Origin of the sequence: Rothia gullae, assembly GCF_024294905.1 — a bacterium.
GTDB lineage: Bacteria > Actinomycetota > Actinomycetes > Actinomycetales > Micrococcaceae > Rothia.
The window spans coordinates 41,714-65,368 of sequence record NZ_JANCOC010000014.1 but is presented as its reverse complement, the minus strand read 5'-3'; the positions used below and the strand labels follow the sequence as shown (position 1 = coordinate 65,368).

The window sequence follows — 23,655 nt, the reverse complement described above, 5'->3', positions numbered from 1 at the left end:
AGTTTTTTCGTGGCCAGGACTGGCAGACCTTTGAGAGTTTTAAAGCCGACCTTGACGCCTATATCATGCATTGGAATACGGTAAGGCGCCAGGTAAAGCTTAGGGGCCTGACCCCGGTAGAGTACCGGGATCAGGCCCTGCAGGTAGCCGTGTAACGGCTAGTATTTAATGCGTCCAAGTTTCGGGGCGCAGTTCATCCGAAAATCTTACCGCCGGGGCTTCAAAGCCGTTAAAGGCAAAAGCTATGAGCACAGGATGTCGCTCTTAGAAGTGGGGATGCTTCACTTCCGCCTGCACCGGGCACTCCGGCGGGCAGTAGTTCTTCGCGTCCTCAGCCAGCACCTCGCGGGCCTGCACCACATCATCGTTAATCTGCTCAATCAGCGCCTCAACACCGGCGTACGCCACCATGGAGCGCAGACGCTTCACGAACTCAATCAGCACACGCTGACCGTATAGGTTGAAATCCTCCACGCGCTCTTCCGGGCGGTCAATCACGTGCGCCTCAACCTGGCGGTGCTCAATACCGTCAAAGGTCGGGTTCGTACCCACCGAAATAGCGGAGGGGTGACGGTTACCGGACTCGTCCACGAGCCAGCCGGCGTACACACCGTCGGCGGGAATCAGGCCGCGCGCCTCAAGCTCAAGGTTCGCGGTCGGGAAGCCCAACTCGCGGCCACGCGCCAGACCGTGTACGACCTCACCAGCCATCATGTGGTGGCGGCCCAGCAGCTCGGTTGCGGCGTGCATATCGCCTTCCAGCAGTAGCTGGCGGATGCGGGTCGAGGAGCAACGGGTGTTCTCATCAACCATCAGATCCTCAACAACAACCACCTCAAAGCCGTACTTCTCCCCCAGCTCACGCATAGTGTTCAGGTTGCCGGAGTTGTTCTTACCAAAGCGCACGTCGTCACCGATGACCACGAAACGCGCGTTCAGCGCATCCACGAAGGTGGACTTCACGAACTCCTCAGGGGTCTGCGCAGCGAACTCCAGGTTATAGTTCAGCAGCAGGCAGTCGTTCAAACCCAGCAGGCACATGAAGTAACGGCGTGAGCCCTGACCCATAATGTCGTGGTGGGGCACCTCGGGACGGTGCACCTGCATCGGGTGCGGGTCAAAAGAAACCGCGATAGAGCTCAAACCGTGCTCTTCAGCGAGGGAGACCACGCGCGAAATCACGCGGGCATGTCCACGGTGCACGCCGTCAAAATTGCCGATGGTCACGACCGAAGGGCCGTAGCCGGCGGGGACCTCGCTCAAAGCGGTGTAGAGGGTCACGGGCTCTCCTGAAAAAGATAAATGTACCTAACCATCCTAGACCACAGGCGGCAGGATGCAGAATTCAAAAAGAGAATCAACAGGGAATGGAACGGCGCCCCTCACAGGCGGTGCCCTCTCCCCATACCTTTACGGATACGGCGGGGTATCTGACACGCAACTGTGTAACCTCCGCACCTGGAAAATCCATGCGCAGCACCCACCCATAAGAAAGCCCGGGCAGACACCCACCGTGCGGCAGGAACCTTCCCGGGCGTTACGACTACTTACGAGCCTGGTTACGAGAAGCCTTCAGCATCTCCTCGCGAATCTTATTAGACTTGTTAATCCAGCCGTACCACACCAGCAGGCACGGAGGAATCACAAGCTCAGTCACCATCAGCACAATCAGCAACCAGTGCGGGGTGCCGAAGAACGCCCACGACAGGATACGACCCACGCCACCCAGGAAAACCACCAGGCAGGAGAACGCAAGCATGTTCACCCACTTGAACTTCAGGGCGATGAACACGAAGGACAGGCCCACACCCACATAGGTTGCCGCGAAGAACCCGTAGTTCGACTGCACAGAGGGGTTCGCAAAATCTGCAGGCGCATCCGGAATGACGCGGATACCGCCCAGAACCTGCCACACACCATACGCAATCATGAACAGACCGTACAGCGCCACCGCCGCGCGGAACGCAGCACGGTTCTGAGGCTTAGCCGCCTCCTCAATGCTCTTGGGGCGGGCAAACGCCTCGCGGGTTGCCTTCTTCTCAGCCTTCCTATCGGCCTTCTGCGAGGCCTTATCGCCGGACGCCGGTGCGGCTACACGAACACCCTCGGGTGCCTTCGCCACAGAAATGGGCTCAGCGCTCTTAGTACCGGTAGCCTTCGCGGCACCGCTCTGAGCAGCAACCCCGGTTACGGTAGCTTCAGTCTGCGCAGACTCCACGCGAGGTACCGGCGCGGTACGAGGCTCACTCGCCTTCTTAGCAGAGCTCTGGTTCTCGCTCATCTTCTCTCCTTCAGCAGGGCCGGGCGGCACCCGCACGAGTAGTCATGTGTGTTCAGGGATGTTTACGTTAGCGTGTTGAATGAATAGGGTACACATTCAATAGGCCCTGAATCAATCAGGCTTGGGGAATCAGGCTCGGGGATTCAGGTGTGGGCAGGCACAAACACCGAACCCTCTTCGCCCATCATAAGCCTTCAACGCCTAGTTAAAGGAACGATTCGCCTCAAAAACCAGCACCGGGGCGGCCTGCACCTTCCCGCGCTGCTTCTTATTCTCCAGGAGGGCAACCAAGGTACCGTCCGGGGCGAAACCCGCCACAATACCCTCAACGCTGGCATGCTGCACCGCGCCGGACTCATCCGCGCTCGCGTGCACGGATTGCTTCACCACGGATCCGTCCCCACTGGGGCTAATACGACGACCGTAGGAAATATCGCTCGCCTCCGCAGCAGAGAGCTCACGCGCACCAAAGATGCGGTGTGCCGCTTCCTCCAGGGGAAGCAGCGGCAAATCTTCCAGCGGTGCCTCGGATTCTTCACGGCGTTGCTTCAACTGCGCCAAATCGGCGGCATCCTCAAGCACCACCGCACCCACACGGGTACGGCGAAGAGCCGTCAGGTGGCCACCGGTGCCCAGAATCTTGCCCAAATCACGCGCCAAGGCACGAATGTAAGTGCCCGAGGAGCACGAAACCGTCACATCACAGTCAATCACGGGAACCGAAGTTGCCGCGTGTTCGCCCTCGTTCTCGGGGTCCTCAATCACGTACTCAGCAAAACCAGGGTTGATGGAATGCACCGTGAACTCGCTAATCGTCACCGGACGCGCCACCAACTCAACCTGCTCACCGCTACGCACACGCGCATACGAACGAACACCGTTGATCTTGATAGCGGACACCGCAGAAGGAACCTGCAGAATATCGCCACTGAGCTGCGCCACAGTCTCCAGGATGCGCGCACGCATCTGCTCAGCGTCCAAACCGGTCAGCGCCTCAACGGCATCCGGATGCGCGGCGGTGTGCTCACCCTCGGCGTCCTCAGTCAGCGTCTCAATGCCCAGGCGAATCGTCGCGTCATAGGTTTTATCCTGACCGACCAGGTAGGTCAGCAGCTTCGTCGCCTTATTGATACCCAAAATCAGCACGCCGGTCGCCGCGGGATCCAGCGTACCGGCGTGACCAACCCGCCGGGTGCCAGCAATACGACGCATCTGAGAGACTGCGTCGTGGCTGCTCATCCCGGCGGGCTTATCAATGACCATCAGGCCGGACGGGCCCTGAGGTTGCTTCTTCGCCACTTAGGCGTCCTCACCTTCGGCAGGCTCATCCTTCTTGTAGGGGTCAGCCTCACCAGCGTACTCGGCACCCTCAGCTGCAGCAGCCAGGGCGGCGTCGCGCTCGCGAGTCTCACGCAGAAGCGCCTCAATGTGGAAGGCGTTCTCGGGAACCTCGTCAGCGACGAAAGTCAGGGTGGGGGTCAGGCGGGCAGTGATGTTCTTACCCACCTCGGCACGCAGAATACCCTTAGCGGATTCCAGCGCCTTCTTGGTGTTTGCGGCGTCCTCTTCGGAGCCGAACACGGTGTAGTACAGGGTTGCGTGCTGCAGGTCGTTGGTCACGCGGGCATCGGTAATGGTCACAAAACCGAGGCGGGGATCCTTAACACGACGCTCCAGCGCCTTCGCCACAATTACCTTGATGCGGTCGGCAAGTCGTGCCGCGCGGGCTGCATCAGCCATGTGTTTCTCCTTGAAATGTCGTGGTGAAATATCGTGGTGCTTCCACAAACACTGGGGGTGTTGCGGAGGTGTTCCAGGTAATGCGGAAGCGCCCGCCCCGCCAGCACCGCCCCGCAGGCTCCAGTTTTAGAAGCCTGCGGGTGCAGGAACACTAGCGGGTGACGGGCGCATCAACGTGTGAGTCTTAGACACGCGGCTTTTCGCGCATCTCCCAAGTCTCGATAATGTCGCCTTCCTTGATGTCGTTGAAGGAGCCGAGGCCAATACCACACTCGAAACCTTCGCGAACCTCGGTAGCGTCGTCCTTGAAACGACGCAGCGACTCGATGGTGAGGTTCTCTGCCACCACGGAACCGTCGCGCACCAGGCGTGCCTTGGCGTTGCGCTTGATGATGCCGTTCTTGACAATCGAACCTGCGATGTTGCCCCACTTGGAGGAGCGGAAGACCTCGCGGATCTCTGCGGAGCCGAGCTCCACTTCCTCGTACTCGGGCTTGAGCATACCCTTGACGGCCTGCTCAATTTCCTCAATCGCACGGTAGATGACCGAGTAGAACTTCATTTCGACGCCTTCGCGGTCGGCAAGTTCGGCAACGCGCTCTGCCGGGCGGACGTTGAAGCCGATGATGACCGCGTTGTCCACGGTAGCCAGGTTCACGTCGTTCTGGGTAATAGCACCCACACCGCGGTGGATGACGCGTAGCTGAACCTCGTCGCCACCGGCGTCAATCTTCATCAGAGACTCTTCCAGTGCTTCGACAGCACCGGAGACGTCACCCTTAATGATCAGGTTCAGGGTGTCCATCTTGCCCTCAGCCACAGCGGCGTCGAAGGACTCGAGAGTCACGCGCTTACGACGCTTAGCCAGCTGAGCGTTACGATCAGCAGCCTCACGCTTCTCAGCGATCTGACGAGCGGTACGCTCTTCCTCGGTGGAGAGGAAGGTGTCGCCTGCACGAGGAACGGTGGACAGACCCAGCACCTGAACGGGGCGGGACGGGCCAGCTTCCTTCACAGCCTGACCGTTCTCATCGAACATTGCACGAACGCGACCGTGAGCAACACCGGCAACGATAGCGTCACCGACGCGCAGGGTACCGGACTGAACCAGAACGGTGGAAACCGCACCGCGGCCCTTGTCCAGGTTTGCTTCAATAGCAACGCCGCGTGCTTCCTTGTTCGGGTTAGCGGTCAGTTCGAGCACGTCAGCGGTCAGGGTGACAGCCTCAAGCAGCTCGTCGATGTTGGTGCCATTGCGAGCGGAGACGTCCACGAACATGGTGTCGCCACCGTACTCTTCGGGGATCAGACCGTACTCGGTGAGCTGGCCACGGATCTTGTCCGGGGACGCGCCTTCCTTATCGATCTTGTTCACAGCAACCACAATCGGCACGTTAGCTGCCTGTGCGTGGTTCAGTGCCTCAACGGTCTGGGGCATAACGCCGTCATCCGCTGCGACCACGAGGATTGCCACGTCGGTGACCTTCGCACCACGGGCACGCATAGCGGTGAACGCCTCGTGACCGGGAGTATCGATGAAGGTAATCGCGCGGTCTTCACCCTCAACGGTGGTGTGGACCTGGTATGCACCAATGTGCTGGGTAATGCCGCCGGCCTCACCCTCAATGACGTTGGTGTTACGGATAGCGTCCAGCAGGCGGGTCTTACCGTGGTCAACGTGACCCATGACGGTAACGACCGGGGGACGAACCTCCAGGACGTCCTCGCCCTCAGCTTCTGCTTCGGCTTCGAGGTCGATGTCGAAGGACTCGAGCAGCTCGCGCTCCTCATCCTCCGGGGAAACGATCTTGATCGAGTAACCCAGTTCGGCACCCAGCAGCTCGAAGGTCTCCTCGTCCAGGGACTGAGTCTGGGTAGCCATCTCACCCAGGTGGAAGAGAACCGTAATCAGCGATGCCGGGTTTGCGCCAATCTTCTCAGCGAAGTCCATGATGGACGCGCCACGGCGCAGACGAATCTCGGTCGAGCCGTCGCCGCGAGGAACAACCACGCCACCGGGTGCCGGTACGTTCAGCTGCTCCTGCTCATGGCGGCGAGCTGCCTTGGACTTGCGGCCCTTACGCTTGGAGCCACCGCGACCGAATGCACCCTGTGCGTTGCCGCGACCGCCGGGGCCGGGACGACCCGGACCGCGGTTGAAGCCGCCGGAACCGCCGCCGCGACGTGTGCCGCCGCCGTTACCGCCGCCGTTGTTGGAACCGGACGCGCCGCCACCAACGTTGGAAACCTTGGGCATCATCGAGGGGTTCGGGCGTGCACCGCCGCCACCAGCCGGACGGGGTGCGCCAGGACGTGCGCCAGCTGCCGGACGGGGGCCACCGTTACCACCGGGACGTGCGCCGCCTGCGGGGCGGGGACCGCCGTTACCGCCAGGGCGTGCGCCACCGTTGCCACTGGGACGGCCGTTACGTGCCGGACGGGGACCGCCGGAACGCTGCGAGTCGCCACCGCCACGCTTCATACCCTGCTGGGAAGCGAAGGGGTTGTTACCGGGGCGAGGGCCGGGCTTCGGAGCGGCAGGCTTGGGTGCTGCCGGCTTCGGGGTAGCCTCGGGGCGTGCCATGCCCTGCTGGGATGCGAAGGGGTTGTTACCCGGGCGGGGGCCACCGGGCTTGGGAGCTGCTGCTGCCGGCTTTGCGGCGGGCTTAGCTGCTGCAGGCTTGGGAGCGGCGCTCTCAGCTGCTGCGGGCTTAGCGGCGGGCTTTGCCGCTGCGGGCTTGGCGGTTGCCGCAGGCTTAGCGGCGGGCTTTGCCGCTACGGGCTTGGGTGCCGGCTTAGCTGCCGACTCCGCGGGTGCTGCCTTTGCGGCAGGCTTAGCGGCTGCGGCGGGGAATTCCGCGCGCAGCTTCTTCAGAACCATGGGGTTCAGGGTGGAAGAGGAGCTCTTAACGAACTCGCCCATATCCTTGAGCTTGGCGATAACTTCCTTGGAAGGTACGCCTACTTCTTTAGCAAACTCGTGTACTCGAGGCTGAGCCAAATTTTCTCCATTCCCGGTCCGCACCGGAAATGGTGCGGACACTAATGTTTACGGGGGGCACGCCCGAAGGCGCGCGAATTCGTGAAATTGCCGGTGGGTGAGCACGAAAGGGTACTCATTTCGCGGCACTCATTAGATATCCATCAGTTTTCTGACTCGCTTTCAGATAAGAAGTCGTCAAACTCGTTGACTTACAGAGGGCATATACCCGAAAAGTGTCTATGAGGGGGTCGAGTCCGCAATAACGACTCGAATCTGCTCACAGCACGCCTGCAACTGGGCTACAGGGACCGCTTTCTTGAAGGCGCGCGCCAGACCGTTCTTTTTCTGCAGAGCGGCTACGCACTTTTCACTCGGATGGATCCAAGCGCCTCGTCCGGGCATAGTTCCCGCCACATCGGGCTGATAGGGCGGGGTGTCCACCTGCTCGGTAGCAGACGTGACGGGTGTGCGGGCGATGCGCAGCAGGTTGCGCTGTTCATCGCGGGCACGGCATCCGATGCAGGTGCGGATCGGTCCTTCAAATGCTTCGGAGGTTGCGGTGAGGTCGTGATCGCTCATGGTCCTCTCCCCTCTCTAGCGTGTGTAGAACCGCGTTCGCAGTACATTCGTGATGCTCTATCCGGTGCGTGTGAGGGCACGATAAAGCGCCCGGTTACGCACCGGCACATCTTAATAGTGTATCCCGTTTTTAAGAATCATGGGCAAAACTGTGACGCAGGCGCAAGTACACCGGGCACGGTGCTGCCCGATCTCTTGCGCCTGCATCAAAAGGATATGCCGCGGGATACACCCCTCACCAGGGCTAATGCTTATTCAGCGTCCTGTGCGGACTCTTCTGCTGCGTCTTCAGCCAGGCTACGAGCCACGCGAGCTGCAACCTCTTCCTCGGCACGAACCTGAGCGTATTTGGACTCGGAGAGAATATCGATACGCCAGCCGGTCAGCTTCGCTGCCAAACGTGCATTCTGACCCTCACGGCCGATAGCCAGGGACAACTGGTCATCCGGAACCACGGCACGAGCGGAGTACTCACGCGGGTTCGCGATAATAACCTCGGTAACCTTCGCCGGGGACAGCGCCGCAGCGATGAAGGTTGCCGGATCGGTCGAGTAGTCGACAATGTCAATCTTCTCGTCGTTCAGCTCAGCAGCAACCGCACGCACGCGGGCACCCATATCGCCGATGCACGCACCCTTAGCGTTAATGGTCGGGTTCTTCGCGGACACCGCAATCTTGGAGCGGTGACCAGCTTCACGGGCGATGGAGTTAATGGAAACCAGGCCCTCAGAGATTTCGGGAACCTCGTGCTCGAACAGGCGCAGAACCAGGTTCGGGTGCGAACGAGAAACCACAATCGAGGGACCCTTCAGGCCGCGGCGAGCCTCAACCAGGTAGGCGCGCAGGCGGGAGCCGTGCGGGTACTTCTCGCCCGGAACCTGCTCATTGCTGGGCAGAACAGCTTCAACGGTGCCCAGGTCAACCTGAACCATACGCGGGTTGTTGCCCTGCTGGATCACGCCGGACACCAGGGTGCCCTCACGGTCCTTGAACTCGCCCAGAACGGATGCGTCCTCAGCGTCACGCAGACGCTGCGAGAGCACCTGACGGACGGTTGCGGCAGCGATACGGCCAAAGTTGTTCGGGGTATCGTCGAACTCGTCAATCTTCTGGTTGTCCTCATCAAGCTCAGGAGCCAGAATGACGAACTCACCGGTGGTGTGGTCGATGACGGCACGAGAGCCCTTAATAGCGCCGGGCTGCTTCATGTATGCAATCAGCAGGGCGTTCTCAACCAGGGTGAAGAGCTCCTCCAGGACGAGAGAGCGCTGCTTCGCCAATGCGCGCAGTGCGCCCAGGTCAATAGTTTTAATATCCTCCACGCTTTTCAGCCTTTCCCAGTTAGCACGGCGCCGGGACGCTCAATGCGCCCCGGCTCCCGAACGGTATATACCTGGCACGGTACACCCCGTGCCTGAAGCTTTAATAACTCTATTCTACCGGCTCAACGGACGAATTGAAGTCAATCTCGACGTGAGCAGAAGCAATATTTTCCCACGGAAGCACAGACGGCTCGTGGTACGACTCCTTCTGGCCCTTCTTCGTGTTCTTCTTACGAGCCAGCACCGGACCCTCATCCTGCACCTCGTGCAGACGCGCCAGGTACTCGGTGCCGTCGGGTGCGGTGACCGCAATCAGGCGGGTACGGGCACGTTCCCAGTGGCGGCGCTCAGTCAGGGCACGGGTAGCACCCGGCGAGGACACCTCCAGCTCGTAGGGGAAGAACTCATCGTTTTCATCCGCACGGTCCAGGGCACTCGAAATCGCACCGGAAATCTCCGCGAGGGAATCCAGCGACAGCGAATCGGTACGCTCAGCGGTGTAGTCCACCGTAATCTTCACGGTGCGGTTCGCCGCCGGGCCCGAAATCTTCAGGCCCTCCAGCACCAGTGAGAACTCGGAGATAACCGGGGCAATCGCCTCGGCAACTTCTTCCTCACGGATCGCGCGGGTACCCACGCGCACCGGTGCCTCCACCACGGGCTCGCTCTCAACGCGAGTGCGGGGAGCGTTCACACCATTCGCCACGCGGGATGCGGCACGGCGAGCGCGCGCATTCGGGGCACTCTTCTTAGAGCCAGAACGCTTCGGCTTATATGCCATAGTTCTCTTCTTTCATTCTTCCGCCGCTACCCTGCCCCGTCTCTTGGGAGGCAGGGCAGGTGGCGACGGTTTTACGTCTTTGCGGGCTAGTGGCGTGCCTTAGGCGCCGCGCACCTCAGCGATGACCTCAGCCACCGCATTCTCGACGGACACCTCGCGAGCCTCACCGCTGCGGCGGTCCTTCAGCTCCAGCACGCCGTCCTTGAAGCCGCGACCAATCACCAGGATGGTGGGCACACCCAGCAGCTCGGCGTCGCCGAACTTCACGCCGGGGCTGGTCTTCGGGCGGTCATCCAGCATGACCTGCAGGCCGGCGGATTCCAGGGATGCGCTGAGCTCTTCAGCGTACTCGTGGGATGCTGCGTCCTTGCCGGTGATAACGATGTGCACGTCTGCCGGTGCCAGGTTACGCGGCCAGATCAGGCCCTTCTCGTCGTGGTTGCCCTCGGCGATAGCGGCCAGTGCGCGGGTCACGCCCACGCCGTAGGAGCCCATGGTCACGGTCTGCAGCTTGCCGTTCTGGTCCAGGACCTTCAGGCCCAGTGCCTCAGCGTACTTGCGGCCCAGGGCGAAGATGTGGCCCATCTCGATGCCGCGGGCTGCCACCAGCTCGCCGGAGCCGTCCGGTGCCGGGTCGCCTTCGCGCACCTCGCATGCCTCGATCACGCCGTCGGAGGTGAAGTCGCGGCCAAAGACCAGGTTCGCCACGTGCTTGCCCTCTTCGTTTGCGCCGGTCACCCAGCGGGTACCGCGCACCACGCGGGGGTCAACGAAGAAGGGAATGCCGGTTGCGGAAGCTACCGCATCCTCGTCCTCGGTGTGCGCACCGAACAGGGGCGCGTCCAGGCTCAGGCCGGGGCCAATGTAGCCCTTGACCAGCTGCGGGTATGCCTTCAGGTCCTCTTCGCTAGCTGCCTCAACCTCAACCTCGCCGCCGATGCCCAGCAAGGCGCCGATGTTGACCTCAACGCGGCCCAGGTCCACGGCACGGTCGCCGGGAACGCCCACGGCGAAGACCCTACGCTCACCGGAGGGGGTGATAACGGTGCCCAGGAAGCACTTGAGGGTCTGCGAAGCTTCCAGGGTGCCGCCGGTAACCTCGGAGTGCAGTTCATTCATGCGCTCCACCAGGGTCTCAATGGTGGCGGAGTCGGGGGTGTCCACAAGGATTGCCGCCGGGGTGTCCTCGGTGATTTCGATTTCCTCGGGAACCACGGTGGTGACGGCCTCAACGTTTGCCGCGTAGCCGCCCGCGGAACGCACGAAGGTGTCCTCACCAATGGGGGTCGGGTGCAGGAACTCTTCACTGCGGGAGCCGCCCATCGCGCCGGACTGTGCGGTCACAATGACAATCTCCAGGCCCAGGCGCTCGAAAATGCGCTGGTAGGCGGCACGGTGCGCCATGTACGCCTCGTTCAGGCCCTCATCGTCAATGTTGAAGGAGTAGGAGTCCTTCATGATGAACTCGCGGCCGCGCAGCAGACCCGCGCGGGGGCGCGCCTCGTCGCGGTACTTGGTCTGAATCTGGTACAGGGACAGCGGCAGGTCCTTGTAGGAGGAGTACAGGTCCTTCACCAGCAGGGTGAACATTTCCTCGTGGGTGGGTGCCAGCAGCATGTCTGCACCCTTGCGGTCCTTGAGGCGGAAGAGGTTATCGCCGTACTCGTCCCAACGGTTGGTTGCCTCGTAGGGTTCGCGGGGCAGCAGTGCGGGGAAGTGAACTTCCTGCGCGCCGATGGCGTCCATCTCTTCGCGGACGATGTTCTCGACCTTGCGCAGTACCTTCAGGCCCAGGGGCAGCCAGGTGTACACGCCGGGGGCTGCACGGCGGATGTAACCGGCGCGGACCAGCAGCTTGTGGCTGGCGACCTCAGCATCTACGGGGTCCTCGCGCAGAGTGCGCACGAAGAGGTTGGAAAGGCGAAGTACCACGATTCTCCTTGAAAGGTCGATAGGTTTAGGTAGGGTACCCATGGCTCACCGGGTGAGCAGTAAATAGGCACAGTTGTCTTTAATTTTATAGCGTATTAGGGTTCGGCGTCTTTAGCGCTCAAAAATGATGGTCGAGAACTGCCCAATCTGCTCCCAACCGGTCCCCCGGTACATGGCAAGAGCAGGGGCGTTATAGTCGTTCACGTACAGGCTCAAGTGCGGGTAGCGGTGTTGCAGAACCTGCGCGGCGGCGGCAAAGAACGGCTTAGCCAGCCCGTAGCCGCGGTAGTCCGGGTGCAGCCATACGCCCTGCACCTGCGCGGCGTCCAAGTTCACGATGCCCGCATCCGTCTTGAAGATAACCCGCCCGTTTACGTCGGTGACAATGGCGCTGCGCTGACCGGCAATGAGCGTGCGCAGGCGCGCCGCGTAGCCGTCACCGTAGCGGGCGATCGGGTCGAAGCCGACCTCCTCGGTGAACATGGCGGCCGCGGCGGGCAGAAGCTCCCCCAGGTCCGCGGAGGTGGCAAGGCGCGCATACCCGGCAGGCTCACCGCCGAGTTGGAAAGCACCGGCGGGGCTCTCCCCCGGCTTGAGGGGCCTGGGTTTGATGGGCACGGGTTTGAGAGGCGCGGGCAGGTGCGCCGGCAGCTCAGGAAGCTCAACGGCGTAGAAGCGGGCGAGGTCCTTCTCCGGCGGCAGGTACAGCAACGGCTGATTGGGACGCTCCGACAGAACCCGCGCACGGTGATCGCAACCGTCACGCAGGCTCGGATGCAGCATCTGCAACAGCGGGCTCTTACCGCCGCGAGTCTGCTCGCACAGCTCCTGCATGCGCGTCCACAGGGGCATCACGAAGGCGCTCTCACCGAACATGGAATCCAGGCGAGAACCCACCTGCAGTAGCAGCTGAGCCAGCGCCTCACGATGCGCGAGCGCCGCAGCGTCCAGGGTTGCAGCGTCCAGGGTTGCAGCGTCCAGGGCGGGAGTATCCGGGGTGGGGGCATCCACCGCTTCAGCCCGATGAGAATCCACATCGTGCTCAGCGTGTTCAACCGCGGCGTGTTCAACTGCGACATGTTCGGCTACGGCACCGCACAGCCGCACCGGCACCACATTCGAACCCAACAACAGCACACAGCACAACTGCCCGTCACGCTCACAACCCACAAAACCCTGATAGTAGTGCAGCGGAATACGCGGGGACCTCACCGGAAGAGGACACGCCAAATAATGCTCAATGGAGTACAGATTCGGGACCGGGTCACTGAACAGGGCCTCCTCCAGCTCATCGCACCACCGAGCATCCAGAGCAAAAACGTGTTCCTTCACGCAATCAGGCATAGGGGAAGAATCCATCGACGAAACAGCAGCAGACGAAACAGCAGCACGCCGAGCACGATTAGCCTTACGGCGGCGAGAAAAAAGAGTGAACATGACCTGTTGAGTGATAGAGAATGAGCGACAAAAAATAAGTAAAAATACGGGGACACGCACCCCCGAAAAAGCAGCCGGATCCAGCGGCCACACCCGGCAGCGGCAAGCACCGAGCATGCCACCACCAAAACCGGACATAACCGGAAAAGCGCGGCGGCGCCCTCACCCGGGCGCCTCCGCGCACAAAAGCTAACTAGCTCACCGAAACAGCCGGGGAACCCTCGGGAACATACTCGCCCGAAGCCTCCATCTCAGCAGCAATACGGGTAGCCTCTTCAATCAGAGTCTCAACGATCTGATCCTCAGGCACAGTCTTAATGACCTCACCCTTCACAAAAATCTGGCCCTTACCGTTACCGGACGCCACACCCAGGTCAGCCTCACGAGCCTCACCCGGACCGTTCACCACGCAACCCATCACGGCAACACGCAGCGGAACCTTCATGTGCTCCAGGCCCTTAGTCACGTTCTCAGCAAGCTCCCACACGTTCACCTGCGCACGACCACACGACGGGCAAGAAACAATATCCAGCTTGCGGGGGCGAAGGTTCAGCGACTCCAGAATCTTGCTGCCCACCTTCACCTCCTCAACCGGAGGAGCAGACAGCGACACGCGAATAGTATCGCCAATACCCTGAGACAGCAGAGTACCGAACGCCACAGAGCTCTTAATAGTGCCTTGGAACGCCGGACCAGCCTCAGTCACACCCAAGTGCAGGGGCCAGTCACCGCGCTCAGCCAGCTGACGGTACGCCTCCACCATCACCACAGGGTCATTATGCTTCACAGAAATCTTGAAATCACGGAAACCATGCTCCTCAAAGAGCGAAGCCTCCCACACAGCAGACTCAACCAGAGCCTCCGGAGTAGCCTTACCGTACTTCTCCAGCAGACGCTTATCCAGCGAACCAGCATTCACACCAATACGCAGAGAAACGCCGTGGTCCGAAGCCATCTGAGCGATTTCCTTCACCTGGTCATCGAACTTACGGATATTACCCGGGTTCACGCGCACCGCACCGCAACCAGCCTGAATAGCCGCATACACGTACTTCGGCTGGAAGTGAATATCAGCAATCACCGGAATACGGGACTGCTTCGCAATAATGGGCAGAGCCTCCGCATCCTTATCAGTCGGGCACGCCACACGCACAATATCGCAACCGGCAGCGGTCAACTCAGCAATCTGCTGCAGAGTCGCACCAATGTCGTGGGTCTTAGTGGTCGTCATCGACTGCACCGAAATCAGAGATTCAGAACCAACACCGACAGAACCCACCTTAAACTGGCGAGTTTTACGACGCGGGGACAGAACCGCAGGAGCGGGCTTCGGCATACCAAGGCTGACCGACAAGGTTTTCCTCCATACATGGGTTATGAAGGACGTACGACGCATCCTTCGTTCAACTTTTTATTGTGCCATTGACGCGAAAGAAAGCACTAATACGGGTACCCTTACCGCGCGCAACAACACACTAAAACAGGGTGATGGGCTTAACAATATCCGCCACAATCAGAATGACAGACATCACAATAAACGCGCCCGCCACCACATACGTCAACGGCAACAACTTCACCGGATCAAACGGACCCGGATCCTTACGCCCAGTCAAACGCGCAAAGAAACGACGCACACCCTCCCAGAGCGCACCCAACACGTGGCCGCCATCAAGAGGCAGAAGCGGAATCAGATTAAACGCAAAAAGCATCAAATTCATATTCGCCACCAGCGAGACCAACATCGCAGCCTTCGCCTTCACATCAATACGGTCAGTAGCCGTCACCTCACCGGCAATACGACTCACACCAACCACAGACACCGGCGACTCAACACTACGCTCACCACCAGTCACCAGGGTCACCGTCAACTCCCACACACGCTGCGGCAACGACAACATCGACGAACCCACACGAGAGAGCGTATCGCCCACCATTGCAGGCACCTCAGTAATAGAACCAGGCACCAACTCACTCGACGGCGATACACCCACAAAACCGCCGCGAGTCGTCGCAATCGAACCGTCCGCAGCACGCGCATACTGGCCCTTACCATCAGAAACCGGGCGAATCATCTCAACCGGAGTCACCGACAAATCCAGACGCTGACCATCACGCTCCACCGTCAAAGTGCTCGGGTGAGAACCCGCCGCACGAATCGCTGAAGAAACAGCCTCCCACGAACCCGTCGACACACCATTCACAGCAACCACACGGTCACCCACCTGTACACCCGCAGCCTTCGCAGGCGACGGAGTGGACTTATCCGTACACTCGCCATAGCTAATCGAATCATGAGTGACATTCACGCTCGGCACACACTCAGACACCGCCGACACCTTATTCGTCACCTGCGCCGTACCAAAACCACAAATCAGCACAGCAGTACACACCACACCAATCAGCAGGTTCATCGTCGGGCCACCCAGCATAATTACCATGCGCTTGAGCACCGGCAACTTATAGAACAGGCGGTCCTCATCGCCGGGCTTCATGCGCTCAGCATCCGCCGCACGCGCCTCCTCAGCCAAAGACGCAAACGGGCTAGTACTGCCCGAATGGCCCTCCTCATGGTGCTCCTTCACCTCAGCAGGGCTCGGCGGGTACATACCAATCATCGAAATGTAACCACCCAACGGGATCGCCTTGAAACCGTACTCAGTCTCGCCGCGACGGAAAGAGAACACGGTCTTACCGAAGCCAATCATGTACTGCGGAACACGCACATTGAACAGTTTTGCGGGCACCAGATGCCCCACCTCGTGCAGGGCGATCGAGACGGCAATAGCAATTGCCATGAGGATAATGCCCACAGCGTACAGCAGGATTTCCACGCTTTTTCTCGTTTCGGTTCGGGGATACGAAGCTTCTAGGATACTCGCTTAGCCTGTGAAGGCGCCCTCCCCCCACCTCATGTGACGATGCAGGACGGTGTGGGTGGGTACGCTATACCCTTCCTCCGCTCCTACAGGGGCACCCGCCCTCGCTTCGCTTCGGGCACCCTGATGTCGCTTCCGGAGGGTATAGCTACCCCACGTTCCGACTTGGTGCGAGCATGAGGAGGGGCGGCGTTCGTCCTCGTTCCTACAGGGGCACCCGCCCTCGCTTCGCTTCGGGCACCCTGATGTCACTTTCGGACGACACCGCCCCTCAACACCTACCAAAATACCGAGCCGTAGTGGGCAAGCTTAGGAGACTAGCTCAGAATCTTTCGGGCATTCTCTTCAGCAGCTTTATTCGCGGTAGTCACCTGCTCAATGAAGTCCTGTTCCTTTTCGAGGAATGTGGTCATATAGGTGTCTAGTATCTGCTCAGTTTTTTCCTCGTAGTTGATTTTCTCTCGACACACCGCATCATCAATCGCTGTTTGCTTCTCAGCAGGCTTTCCGTGCACAGCATCATATGCAATGTCTGAACTTGAATATGTGTATCCACGCTCAGCCATGCACCGTTCCCATTCACCATCCAGAGATGAGTATGCTCCATCGACGACAGAAGTACGGATGTAGGACAGTAGCTTCTCCGTAACTACTTCCCGCGTTCCTGCCAAAGTTCCAGAACCGTATAACTTCAGCTCAGCTTCTTTTCTACAGCCGCCTTTTCCGTCATCTCCGTGAAATGCCTGGGTTTCTTGCTCAGTCATTTTCACTGTGTCTTCCAGAGATGCATAACGAGACGGAGGGACAGGGCTGGGATAACCAGATTTGTTGGCGTATTCCACGCTTAGAGGCAGGGGAGAAAGCAAGTCCCTAACGGGAAACGTTTCAACCATGTAGTAGGTTTTCCTGTCAGGGTAACCCTTGGAAACCATACATTCGGATGCAAGCCGCTGATAAGCACGTTCGACATTATCAGAGATAGCAATCAACGCATTTACTTTTTCTGTAGCCTGCGTATCAACGGTTGCAGATGCAGTGGCAGTTGCAGATGCAGATGCAGATGCAGAACTACTTTGCGGTGCCGTGGAGGCGCTATACGCCTTCTCAGCGTTAGCGGACGCCGAGGAGTCGGCACTGGGCTGCCCGGATGCGCAGGAGCTAAGCAGCAGGGTTAGTGGGAGTAGAGCCCGGGCGAGGGTTCGTAGGGTGTTCTGTCGACGCATAAGTGGGCACTTCCTCGTGAAATATAGCTGCATCTTTGTCCGCTCGTTCAGGGGCTCTTCGTTGTTTACCCTTGAGAGAACATATTTTGAACACTAGCCTACTATGCGCCAGGGGGGGGGAGGCAAGGGGGGCAGTGTTCGTCCTCTCTCCTCATGCAGTATCTGGGATGGCGCGCCGCGTGTTTTTCTTTCGGGATACGGATGGAGGGACGGTGTTCGTCCTCGTTCCTACAGGGGCACCCGCCCTCGCTTCGCTTCGGGCACCCTGATGTCACCTTCGGACGACACCGCCCCTCCGCGCGCCCAAGCACTATCAGAGCGAGCCGGTGCACCTTCCGGAAGCGACATCAGGGTACCCTCTCGGGTGCTCTCCGCAGCGAAGCAAGGAAGAGCGGAGCACCCGAGAGGGTGGGTTCCCCTGTAGGAGCGTAGGAAGGTCCGCGCCGGCCGCATCCCATAGAAATGCGTGCCGCCCACAGAACCGATTTAGCGTCCGGTCATGCCCAGCAGCTCATTCGCGCGAACGCGAGCCCAACGCTCCGCGTTCAGCACAGCCTCCAGCGTTAAATCAGCGTCAGAAACAGCCTCAGCGCTGCCGGTGTGCTCCTCCAGCACGCGTGCGACCGAATCGACAATGTCGGTAAAGCGAATCGCGCCCGCATGGAATGCTGCCACGGCTTCCTCATTGGCGGCGTTGAACACTGCCGGATGGGTGCCGCCGACCTTGCCGGCGTCCTTGATCATTCGCACGGCGGAGAATGCTTCCTCGTCCAGCGGTTCAAAAGTCCAGGATGCTGCCTTCGACCAGTCGCAAGCAGGCACGGCGCCGGGGATGCGGTGCGGCCAGGTCAGGCCCAGGGCAATGGGCAGAACCATGCTCGGTGGGGACGCCTGCGCAATGGTTGAGCCGTCCACGAACTGCACCATGGAATGCACGATGGACTGCGGGTGAACCGCCACGTCAATACGGTCTAGGTCCACGCCGAACAGGTGGTGTGCTTCAAGCACTTCGAGTGCCTTGTTGACCATGGTTGCCGAGTTGGTGGTGACGACCAGGCCCATGTCCCAGGTGGGGTGTGCGAGCGCCTGCGCGGGGGTCACCTCGTGTAGCTGTTCACGCTTGTAGCCGCGGAACGGGCCACCCGATGCGGTGAGGATGAGTCGGTCGATTTCTGCGTCGGTTCCGGAGGCGAGTGCCTGCGCGAGGGCGGAGTGTTCGGAGTCGACGGGCACCATGGGGGTGTTCAGGGGGGATGCGTCGACGGCGGCGCGTACGAGCGGGCCGCCTGCGATGAGGGATTCCTTGTTGGCCAGTGCCACGCGGTAGCCGCTGTTGAGGGCGGTGAGGGTCGGTTCCAGGCCGATGGAGCCGGTGATGCCGTTGAGGACGGTGTCTGCCGGGTGTGCCGCGGCCTGTACGGAGGCTTCGGCGCCGTGGGCAATTTGCGGGGTGTAGCCGGTGGCGCCTGCTTCGGAGGCTGCCGCTTCGATGAGTTCGCGGAGGCGCTGCGCGTCTTCGGCGGTGCCGCTGGTGGCGACCAGTTCGGCGCGCACGTACACTGCCTGGCGTGCGAGCAGTTCGAGGGATCGGGAGCCTGCGGAGAGGGCGACGACTTTCAGCGGTGCGTCGGCGGCGGAGGCGCTGGTGCCTTTGAGCGCGGCGAGGTGGTCGATGACTTCCATGGCTTGGGTGCCGATGGAGCCGGTTGAGCCGAGGAGGGTGACGCGCTGCGGTGCGCGTGTGAGTTCTGTGAGGGCGTCGGTGAGGCGGTCGCGGCTACCGCCGACGCGTGCTGAGGATCCAAACTTCATGGTTCTAGTGTCTCATGAGCTCGCGGGTGGATTCGGGTACTGGCGCCGCCTCTCATCTTAGAAAGCCCAGTGTAGACGAACCCCAGAATAGATGAACCCCAGAATAGACGACCTCAGCGCAAGAGAATCCCCCACCCTGTCATACGGGGCGGGGGATTCAACACTTCACGTTTTAAAGCAGATCCTGCAGCAGCTCAATGCAACGGTCCAGGAAAGCGTCCACCTGGGATTCCTCGTAGCTGACGGTGCCGGAGGCGGGGCGGAACTTTGCGTGGCGCACCACGGAGGGGTCCAGCGGCTCTTCGCTGTTGAGCTGGGCGTACACGCGGTCGCAGATGGCGTCCACATCGCCGACGAAGTAGCCCATGTGGCGGCGCTTGCTGGGACGGCGGAAACGCTCACCGGCGGGGCGTTCCAGGCGGCCAGCGAGCAGTTCGCCGGTCTCTATGAGGGAGCGTTCCCAGTTGTCTAGGCCGTACGCCTCAATGTAGCGGCTGCGTTCGAGCTTGGCGAAGCGTTCCTCAATCTTTTCGAGGGCGCGGTCGACCACATCCAGCTGGTAGCCGCCGGGTTCTTCACGGAAGACGACCTGGCGGATCCGTCGGGAGGTGTAGAGATCTTCGGGCAGTTCGGAGGCTCCGCTGAGCTTCTCGTAGTCCTCGGCGAGACGGGTGAACAGGCGGTCGACTTCACTGCGCTTGTAGCCGGGTTCGGTTTCTGCTGCACGGGCAAATCCGCCTCCGCGGGTGGTGCTTGCCAAAGTGGGCTCCTCTCGACGATTGAACTTTAAGAATACCAATGCGCAGGCTACCTGGTGCAAGGTGGGCGGGCGGCGTCTTAGATATAGCCTTTCACGCCCCTATTCACCGGGTACAGCGAAAGCGGGTACAGCAAAGGCGGGGCGCCCCTCCCCCACTCGTGGGAAGAAACATCCCGCCTTTCGTAAGCGATAAAAGCTTCAGGCTTTAGAGCGGCATAATAAACCGGAAAATCAGGCAGCCAGCCGCCGCAGCGAAAAGAATCGAATCCAGGCGATCCATCATGCCACCGTGACCGGGCAGGATATTCGACATGTCCTTCACACCCATACGGCGCTTGAACACGGACTCGACCAGGTCACCGGCAGTCGAAGCGCCCACCATGACCGCCGCCAGCGGAATAGCCCAATACCAGGGCGAACCCATGACCGCCAAGGCGATAGCGCCAACAACCGCCGAGCCGACGAAGGAGCCAGCCAGCCCCTCCCAGCTTTTCTTCGGGGAGATCTTCGGCGCCATCGGGTGCTTACCCCAATTCACGCCGGCAATGAAGCCGAACGTGTCATTGCAGATGGCCATCAGCAGAATCATGAGGACGCCGCGCTCGCCGTGGTCCGTCTGGAAGTAGACCATGGCAATACCCAGCATCAGCGGCACCCACAGCAGAGTCAGGGCGCTACCGCCCAAAGACTTACCCAGTGAGACCTGACGGTCAGCACGCACGAGAGCAGAAGAGAGCAGCAGCACCAGCAGGCTCACCGCCAGGGCGATGCCCAGCCCGGTAAAACCGAACAGGAAGGACACCACTACAATTGCGCCAGACAGGGCACCCAGCAGGTATTCCGGGATGCCGTAGCCGCGGCGGGTGTTGAGCACGTGCCCAATCTCCCAGGCGCCCAAAGCTGCCGCGCCGGTAGCGACCGCCACAAAAACCGGCTGGTAAATCAGGCCCAGCACCAATAGCACGCCGAAACCAACGCCCACACCAATGGCGGCGGGCAGGTTACGGCCAGCTTTGGCACTGCGCGACTTCACCGGCGTTGCAGCGGTCTGCTGGCTCGGCTGTGGAGCAGGCGGCGCGCCTCTCGCTTCTTTCGCTTCTTTGCGTGTACTCATTAGGGTTTAGACCTCGAGCAGTTCAGCTTCCTTGTGCTTGTACAGTGCATCGACCTGGTCGATGTGCTTCTTGGTCTGTGCGTCCAGTTCCTTCTCAGCACGTGCGCCTTCGTCTTCACCGATTTCGCTGTCCTTGACCAGCTTGTCAATAGCGGTCTTAGCGTGGCGGCGAACGTTACGGATGGAGATACGAGCCTCTTCAGCCTTGTGGTTGACGAGCTTGGTGTATTCCTTACGGCGCTCAGCGGTCATTTCGGGCATGACAACGCGGATAGCTGCACCGTCGTTGCTGGGGTTAACGCCCAGGTCGGAGTCACGCAGAGCCTTCTCGATAGCTGCCAGTGCGGTCACGTCGAAGGGAACAATCTTGACGGTACGTGCGTCCTCAACGTTGAAGGACACCAGCTGCTGCAGCGGGGTCGGTGCACCGTAGTAGTCGGCGGTCAGGCCGCTGAAGATTGCGGGGTTCACACGACCGGTGCGGACCTTAGCGAACTCGGTCTTGGTTGCTTCGATGGTCTTTTCCATCTTCTCGCCGGATTCGGCAAGGATTTCTTCGATCACGAAAGGATCTCCTTTGTCGGTATTCTGGGGTACCAGAATTGTCGGTGGGTGCGCGTTCAACCTTCATGATTTCCCTACCGGTTCGCGGCGCATCCGAGGCGAAAACCGTAAGGATAATGCGAAGTCGACGGGAAAGAAGCAGAACGTCGTATTTGATATAAGTCTAGACGGTACCGGCGGGCATAAGCGAGTTTTAGCGCTTACCCGCGCGGTACCGTCCAGAATAAGTCCGCGCTATCGAGCACGGTCACAGTGTGAGGGCGCGTTCCGTACGCCCAAACCTAAAAATTTAGGGGTTAGCGAGTAACAAGGGTACCCATCTTCTCGCCCAGAATTGCGCGGGTTACATTGCCCTCACCCTGCATGCCGAACACGCGCATGGTCACGTTGTTGTCGCGGCACAGGGAGAACGCGGTCTGATCCAGCACGCGGATGTTGCGCTGCATTGCCTCATCGTAGGTGAGGTTGTACAGGCGCTCAGCGTTGGGGTCCTTGTTCGGGTCAGCAGTGTATATGCCGTCCACGCCGTTCTTAGCCACCAGAACCTCATCTGCGTGGATTTCCAGGGCGCGCTGAGCAGCCACAGTGTCGGTGGAGAAGTAGGGCAGACCCGCACCAGCACCGAAAATCACGACGCGGTCCTTCTGCATGTGGCGGATCGCGCGGCGAGGAATGTAAGTCTCAGCAACCTGCGGCATGGTGATAGCGGACTGAACGCGGGTGTCAATACCCTCCTGCTCCAGGAAGTCCTGCAGAGCCAGGGAGTTCATCACGGTACCGAGCATACCCATGTAGTCTGCACGGGAGCGGTCCATACCCGCCTGAGAGAGTTCAGCTCCGCGGAAGAAGTTTCCGCCACCAATCACGATGGAGGTCTCAACTTCGCCAACGGTTGCGGCGATTTGCTTAGCGATGCTGCGCACGACCTCGGTAGAAATACCAACTTCACCGCCACCAAAAACCTCACCGGAAAGCTTGAGCAAAACGCGGCGACGGCCGGTCTCGTCACGGTGCATCGGGCGGGGATTCGCTTCAGTCATGGTTCCTCCAGTGGCTTACCTAGGGATTGTTATGGGTGATTGGGGCGGGCTCCTGCCGCCTAGTCCTTATCAAGGATACAGCAAAGCCGGGTAGCCACCAGTGGTGACTACCCGGCTTCAGGATATAATCCCAACCTCATACGATTTCCATTACCGGGAACCCGCAATACGGGAGGGCAGAACTGCAGCGAGTCCTTATGCGCCCACGCGGAAACGTGCGAAAGCGGTAGCGGTTGCGCCAGCCTCGGACAGAACCTGTGCGACCGACTTCTTGGAGTCCTTCGCGAAGTCCTGATCGAGCAGGGTGTTCTCCTTGAAGAAGCCCTTCAGGCGACCCTCAACGATCTTGTCCAGAATCTTCTCGGGCTTGCCCTCAGCGATTGCGGTCTCGCGAGCAACGCGCTCCTCGGTCTCGATCTGGTCGGCGGGGATGGACTCGGAGTCCAGGTACTTGGGGCTCATTGCAGCAATGTGAACTGCAACGTCGTGTGCGATCTCGTCGGTGTTCTCACCGGAGACAGCCAGCAGAACGCCAACCTGTGCCGGCAGGTCCTTGGAGGTCTTGTGCAGGTAAACTGCAACGTTCTCGCCCTCAACGCGTGCAACGCGGCGGACAACGATCTTCTCGCCGAGCAGTGCACCAGCGTCGGTGGTCAGCTCCTCAACGGTCTTACCATCGTAGGATGCAGCCTGCAGCTCTTCCAGGGTGGAAGCGTTAGCAGCAATAGCGGCCTCGAGCACGTTCTGGCCGAAAGCGATGAAGGGGTCGGACTTTGCCACGAAGTCGGTCTCAGAGTTGACCTCGATCATGTAGCCAACGCCGTTCTCAACGCGTGCAGCTACCAGGCCCTCAGCGGTTGCGCGACCCTCGCGCTTGGTGATGCCCTTCAGACCCTTAACGCGGATAATCTCGGCAGCCTTCTGCTGGTCGCCGTTAGCCTCGTCCAGAGCCTTCTTGACGTCGAGCATACCTGCGCCGGTCTTCTCGCGCAGTGCCTTGATGTCTGCTGCGGTGTAGTTCGCCATTGTGAACTCCTTGTGTTGCTGTAATAAATCGGGATGACATCCCGGTGGTACAAATGGCGGACGGGGCCCCCCCCCCCGGAGGGGCGGCGGCGCGCGGACCGGGGGCCCCCCCGCGGGGGGGCCCACACCGAAAACGTTATTTGGGGACAAAAGGGATGTTTGCGGCGCCTGCTCCAGTGGGGCCG

At 60.3% G+C, this 23,655-nt stretch carries 20 protein-coding genes; 1 reads left to right on the top strand and 19 read right to left on the bottom strand.

The genetic code is table 11. From position 1 onward, the window contains the following. A partial coding sequence (locus tag NML54_RS08905) for an IS3 family transposase (protein WP_305882358.1) occupies window positions 1–155 on the top strand: 155 nt, incomplete at its 5' end. Between the two features lie 109 nt (window positions 156–264). Here NML54_RS08905 and NML54_RS08225 read toward each other — a convergent pair. The 19 genes from NML54_RS08225 to tsf form a co-directional block, all read right to left on the bottom strand. Beyond that, window positions 265–1,281, bottom strand: a complete 1,017-nt coding sequence (locus NML54_RS08225) for a bifunctional riboflavin kinase/FAD synthetase (protein WP_254757402.1) — start codon at window positions 1,279–1,281, stop codon at window positions 265–267. Window positions 1,282–1,543: 262 nt separating this feature from the next. After that, on the bottom strand, window positions 1,544–2,281 hold the full coding sequence (locus tag NML54_RS08220; RefSeq protein WP_254757401.1) for a DUF4345 family protein: 738 nt from the start codon (window positions 2,279–2,281) through the stop codon (window positions 1,544–1,546). A gap of 201 nt (window positions 2,282–2,482) precedes the next feature. Further along, window positions 2,483–3,580 (bottom strand): tRNA pseudouridine(55) synthase TruB, encoded by a 1,098-nt coding sequence (gene truB / locus NML54_RS08215; protein WP_254757399.1) that lies wholly within the window; start codon window positions 3,578–3,580, stop codon window positions 2,483–2,485. Continuing rightward, the gene (gene rbfA, locus NML54_RS08210; protein WP_005507090.1) at window positions 3,581–4,021 is read right to left on the bottom strand and encodes a 30S ribosome-binding factor RbfA; all 441 of its coding nucleotides are present in this window, start codon (window positions 4,019–4,021) and stop codon (window positions 3,581–3,583) included. Window positions 4,022–4,205: 184 nt separating this feature from the next. Further along, entirely contained in the window at window positions 4,206–7,022 is a 2,817-nt protein-coding gene (gene infB, locus NML54_RS08205) for a translation initiation factor IF-2 (RefSeq protein ID WP_254757397.1), read from the bottom strand. Between the two features lie 219 nt (window positions 7,023–7,241). Further along, the gene (locus tag NML54_RS08200; protein WP_254757395.1) at window positions 7,242–7,583 is read right to left on the bottom strand and encodes a YlxR family protein; all 342 of its coding nucleotides are present in this window, start codon (window positions 7,581–7,583) and stop codon (window positions 7,242–7,244) included. A gap of 251 nt (window positions 7,584–7,834) precedes the next feature. Then, a complete protein-coding gene (nusA, locus tag NML54_RS08195) occupies window positions 7,835–8,905 on the bottom strand; it encodes a transcription termination factor NusA (protein ID WP_254757393.1) in 1,071 nt (356 codons plus the stop codon). A gap of 109 nt (window positions 8,906–9,014) precedes the next feature. Continuing rightward, on the bottom strand, window positions 9,015–9,686 hold the full coding sequence (gene rimP / locus NML54_RS08190; protein ID WP_254757391.1) for a ribosome maturation factor RimP: 672 nt from the start codon (window positions 9,684–9,686) through the stop codon (window positions 9,015–9,017). A gap of 99 nt (window positions 9,687–9,785) precedes the next feature. Then, complete coding sequence (locus NML54_RS08185) at window positions 9,786–11,618, bottom strand: proline--tRNA ligase (RefSeq protein ID WP_254757389.1); 1,833 nt, start codon at window positions 11,616–11,618, stop codon at window positions 9,786–9,788. Between the two features lie 111 nt (window positions 11,619–11,729). Next, on the bottom strand, window positions 11,730–13,055 hold the full coding sequence (locus NML54_RS08180) for a GNAT family N-acetyltransferase (RefSeq protein WP_254757387.1): 1,326 nt from the start codon (window positions 13,053–13,055) through the stop codon (window positions 11,730–11,732). Between the two features lie 193 nt (window positions 13,056–13,248). Beyond that, window positions 13,249–14,451 carry a flavodoxin-dependent (E)-4-hydroxy-3-methylbut-2-enyl-diphosphate synthase gene (gene ispG / locus NML54_RS08175; protein ID WP_254757385.1) on the bottom strand — a complete coding sequence of 401 codons (1,203 nt, stop codon included), beginning with the start codon at window positions 14,449–14,451 and terminating at the stop codon, window positions 13,249–13,251. A 79-nt stretch (window positions 14,452–14,530) separates the two neighbouring features. Beyond that, entirely contained in the window at window positions 14,531–15,886 is a 1,356-nt protein-coding gene (locus NML54_RS08170) for a M50 family metallopeptidase (protein WP_254757383.1), read from the bottom strand. Between the two features lie 362 nt (window positions 15,887–16,248). Beyond that, the gene (locus tag NML54_RS08165; protein ID WP_254757381.1) at window positions 16,249–17,154 is read right to left on the bottom strand and encodes a chromosome partitioning protein ParA; all 906 of its coding nucleotides are present in this window, start codon (window positions 17,152–17,154) and stop codon (window positions 16,249–16,251) included. Window positions 17,155–17,640: 486 nt separating this feature from the next. After that, window positions 17,641–18,966 (bottom strand): 1-deoxy-D-xylulose-5-phosphate reductoisomerase, encoded by a 1,326-nt coding sequence (gene dxr, locus NML54_RS08160; protein WP_256500369.1) that lies wholly within the window; start codon window positions 18,964–18,966, stop codon window positions 17,641–17,643. 172 nt (window positions 18,967–19,138) lie between these two features. Beyond that, window positions 19,139–19,726 (bottom strand): cell division protein DivIVA, encoded by a 588-nt coding sequence (locus tag NML54_RS08155; protein WP_254757379.1) that lies wholly within the window; start codon window positions 19,724–19,726, stop codon window positions 19,139–19,141. Between the two features lie 205 nt (window positions 19,727–19,931). Continuing rightward, a complete protein-coding gene (locus NML54_RS08150; RefSeq protein WP_254757377.1) occupies window positions 19,932–20,759 on the bottom strand; it encodes a phosphatidate cytidylyltransferase in 828 nt (275 codons plus the stop codon). Between the two features lie 87 nt (window positions 20,760–20,846). Beyond that, a complete protein-coding gene (frr, locus tag NML54_RS08145) occupies window positions 20,847–21,404 on the bottom strand; it encodes a ribosome recycling factor (RefSeq protein ID WP_254757375.1) in 558 nt (185 codons plus the stop codon). Between the two features lie 296 nt (window positions 21,405–21,700). Further along, window positions 21,701–22,444, bottom strand: a complete 744-nt coding sequence (gene pyrH, locus NML54_RS08140) for a UMP kinase (protein ID WP_005507067.1) — start codon at window positions 22,442–22,444, stop codon at window positions 21,701–21,703. Window positions 22,445–22,639: 195 nt separating this feature from the next. Then, window positions 22,640–23,470, bottom strand: coding sequence for a translation elongation factor Ts (gene tsf, locus NML54_RS08135; RefSeq protein ID WP_254757373.1), 831 nt, complete (start codon window positions 23,468–23,470; stop codon window positions 22,640–22,642). Between the last annotated feature and the right edge of the window lie 185 nt (window positions 23,471–23,655).

Bases quoted from the DNA above. Each gene is read 5' to 3' on its own strand.
- NML54_RS08220 (WP_254757401.1), bottom strand. From the start codon at position 2,281: ATGAGCGAGAACCAGAGCTCTGCTAAGAAGGCGAGTGAGCCTCGTACC.
- rbfA (WP_005507090.1), bottom strand. From the start codon at position 4,021: ATGGCTGATGCAGCCCGCGCGGCACGACTTGCCGACCGCATCAAGGTA.
- NML54_RS08200 (WP_254757395.1), bottom strand. From the start codon at position 7,583: ATGAGCGATCACGACCTCACCGCAACCTCCGAAGCATTTGAAGGACCG.
- rimP (WP_254757391.1), bottom strand. From the start codon at position 9,686: ATGGCATATAAGCCGAAGCGTTCTGGCTCTAAGAAGAGTGCCCCGAAT.
- NML54_RS08180 (WP_254757387.1), bottom strand. From the start codon at position 13,055: ATGTTCACTCTTTTTTCTCGCCGCCGTAAGGCTAATCGTGCTCGGCGT.
- ispG (WP_254757385.1), bottom strand. From the start codon at position 14,451: ATGCGTCGTACGTCCTTCATAACCCATGTATGGAGGAAAACCTTGTCG.
- NML54_RS08165 (WP_254757381.1), bottom strand. From the start codon at position 17,154: ATGCGTCGACAGAACACCCTACGAACCCTCGCCCGGGCTCTACTCCCA.
- dxr (WP_256500369.1), bottom strand. From the start codon at position 18,966: ATGAAGTTTGGATCCTCAGCACGCGTCGGCGGTAGCCGCGACCGCCTC.
- pyrH (WP_005507067.1), bottom strand. From the start codon at position 22,444: ATGACTGAAGCGAATCCCCGCCCGATGCACCGTGACGAGACCGGCCGT.
- tsf (WP_254757373.1), bottom strand. From the start codon at position 23,470: ATGGCGAACTACACCGCAGCAGACATCAAGGCACTGCGCGAGAAGACC.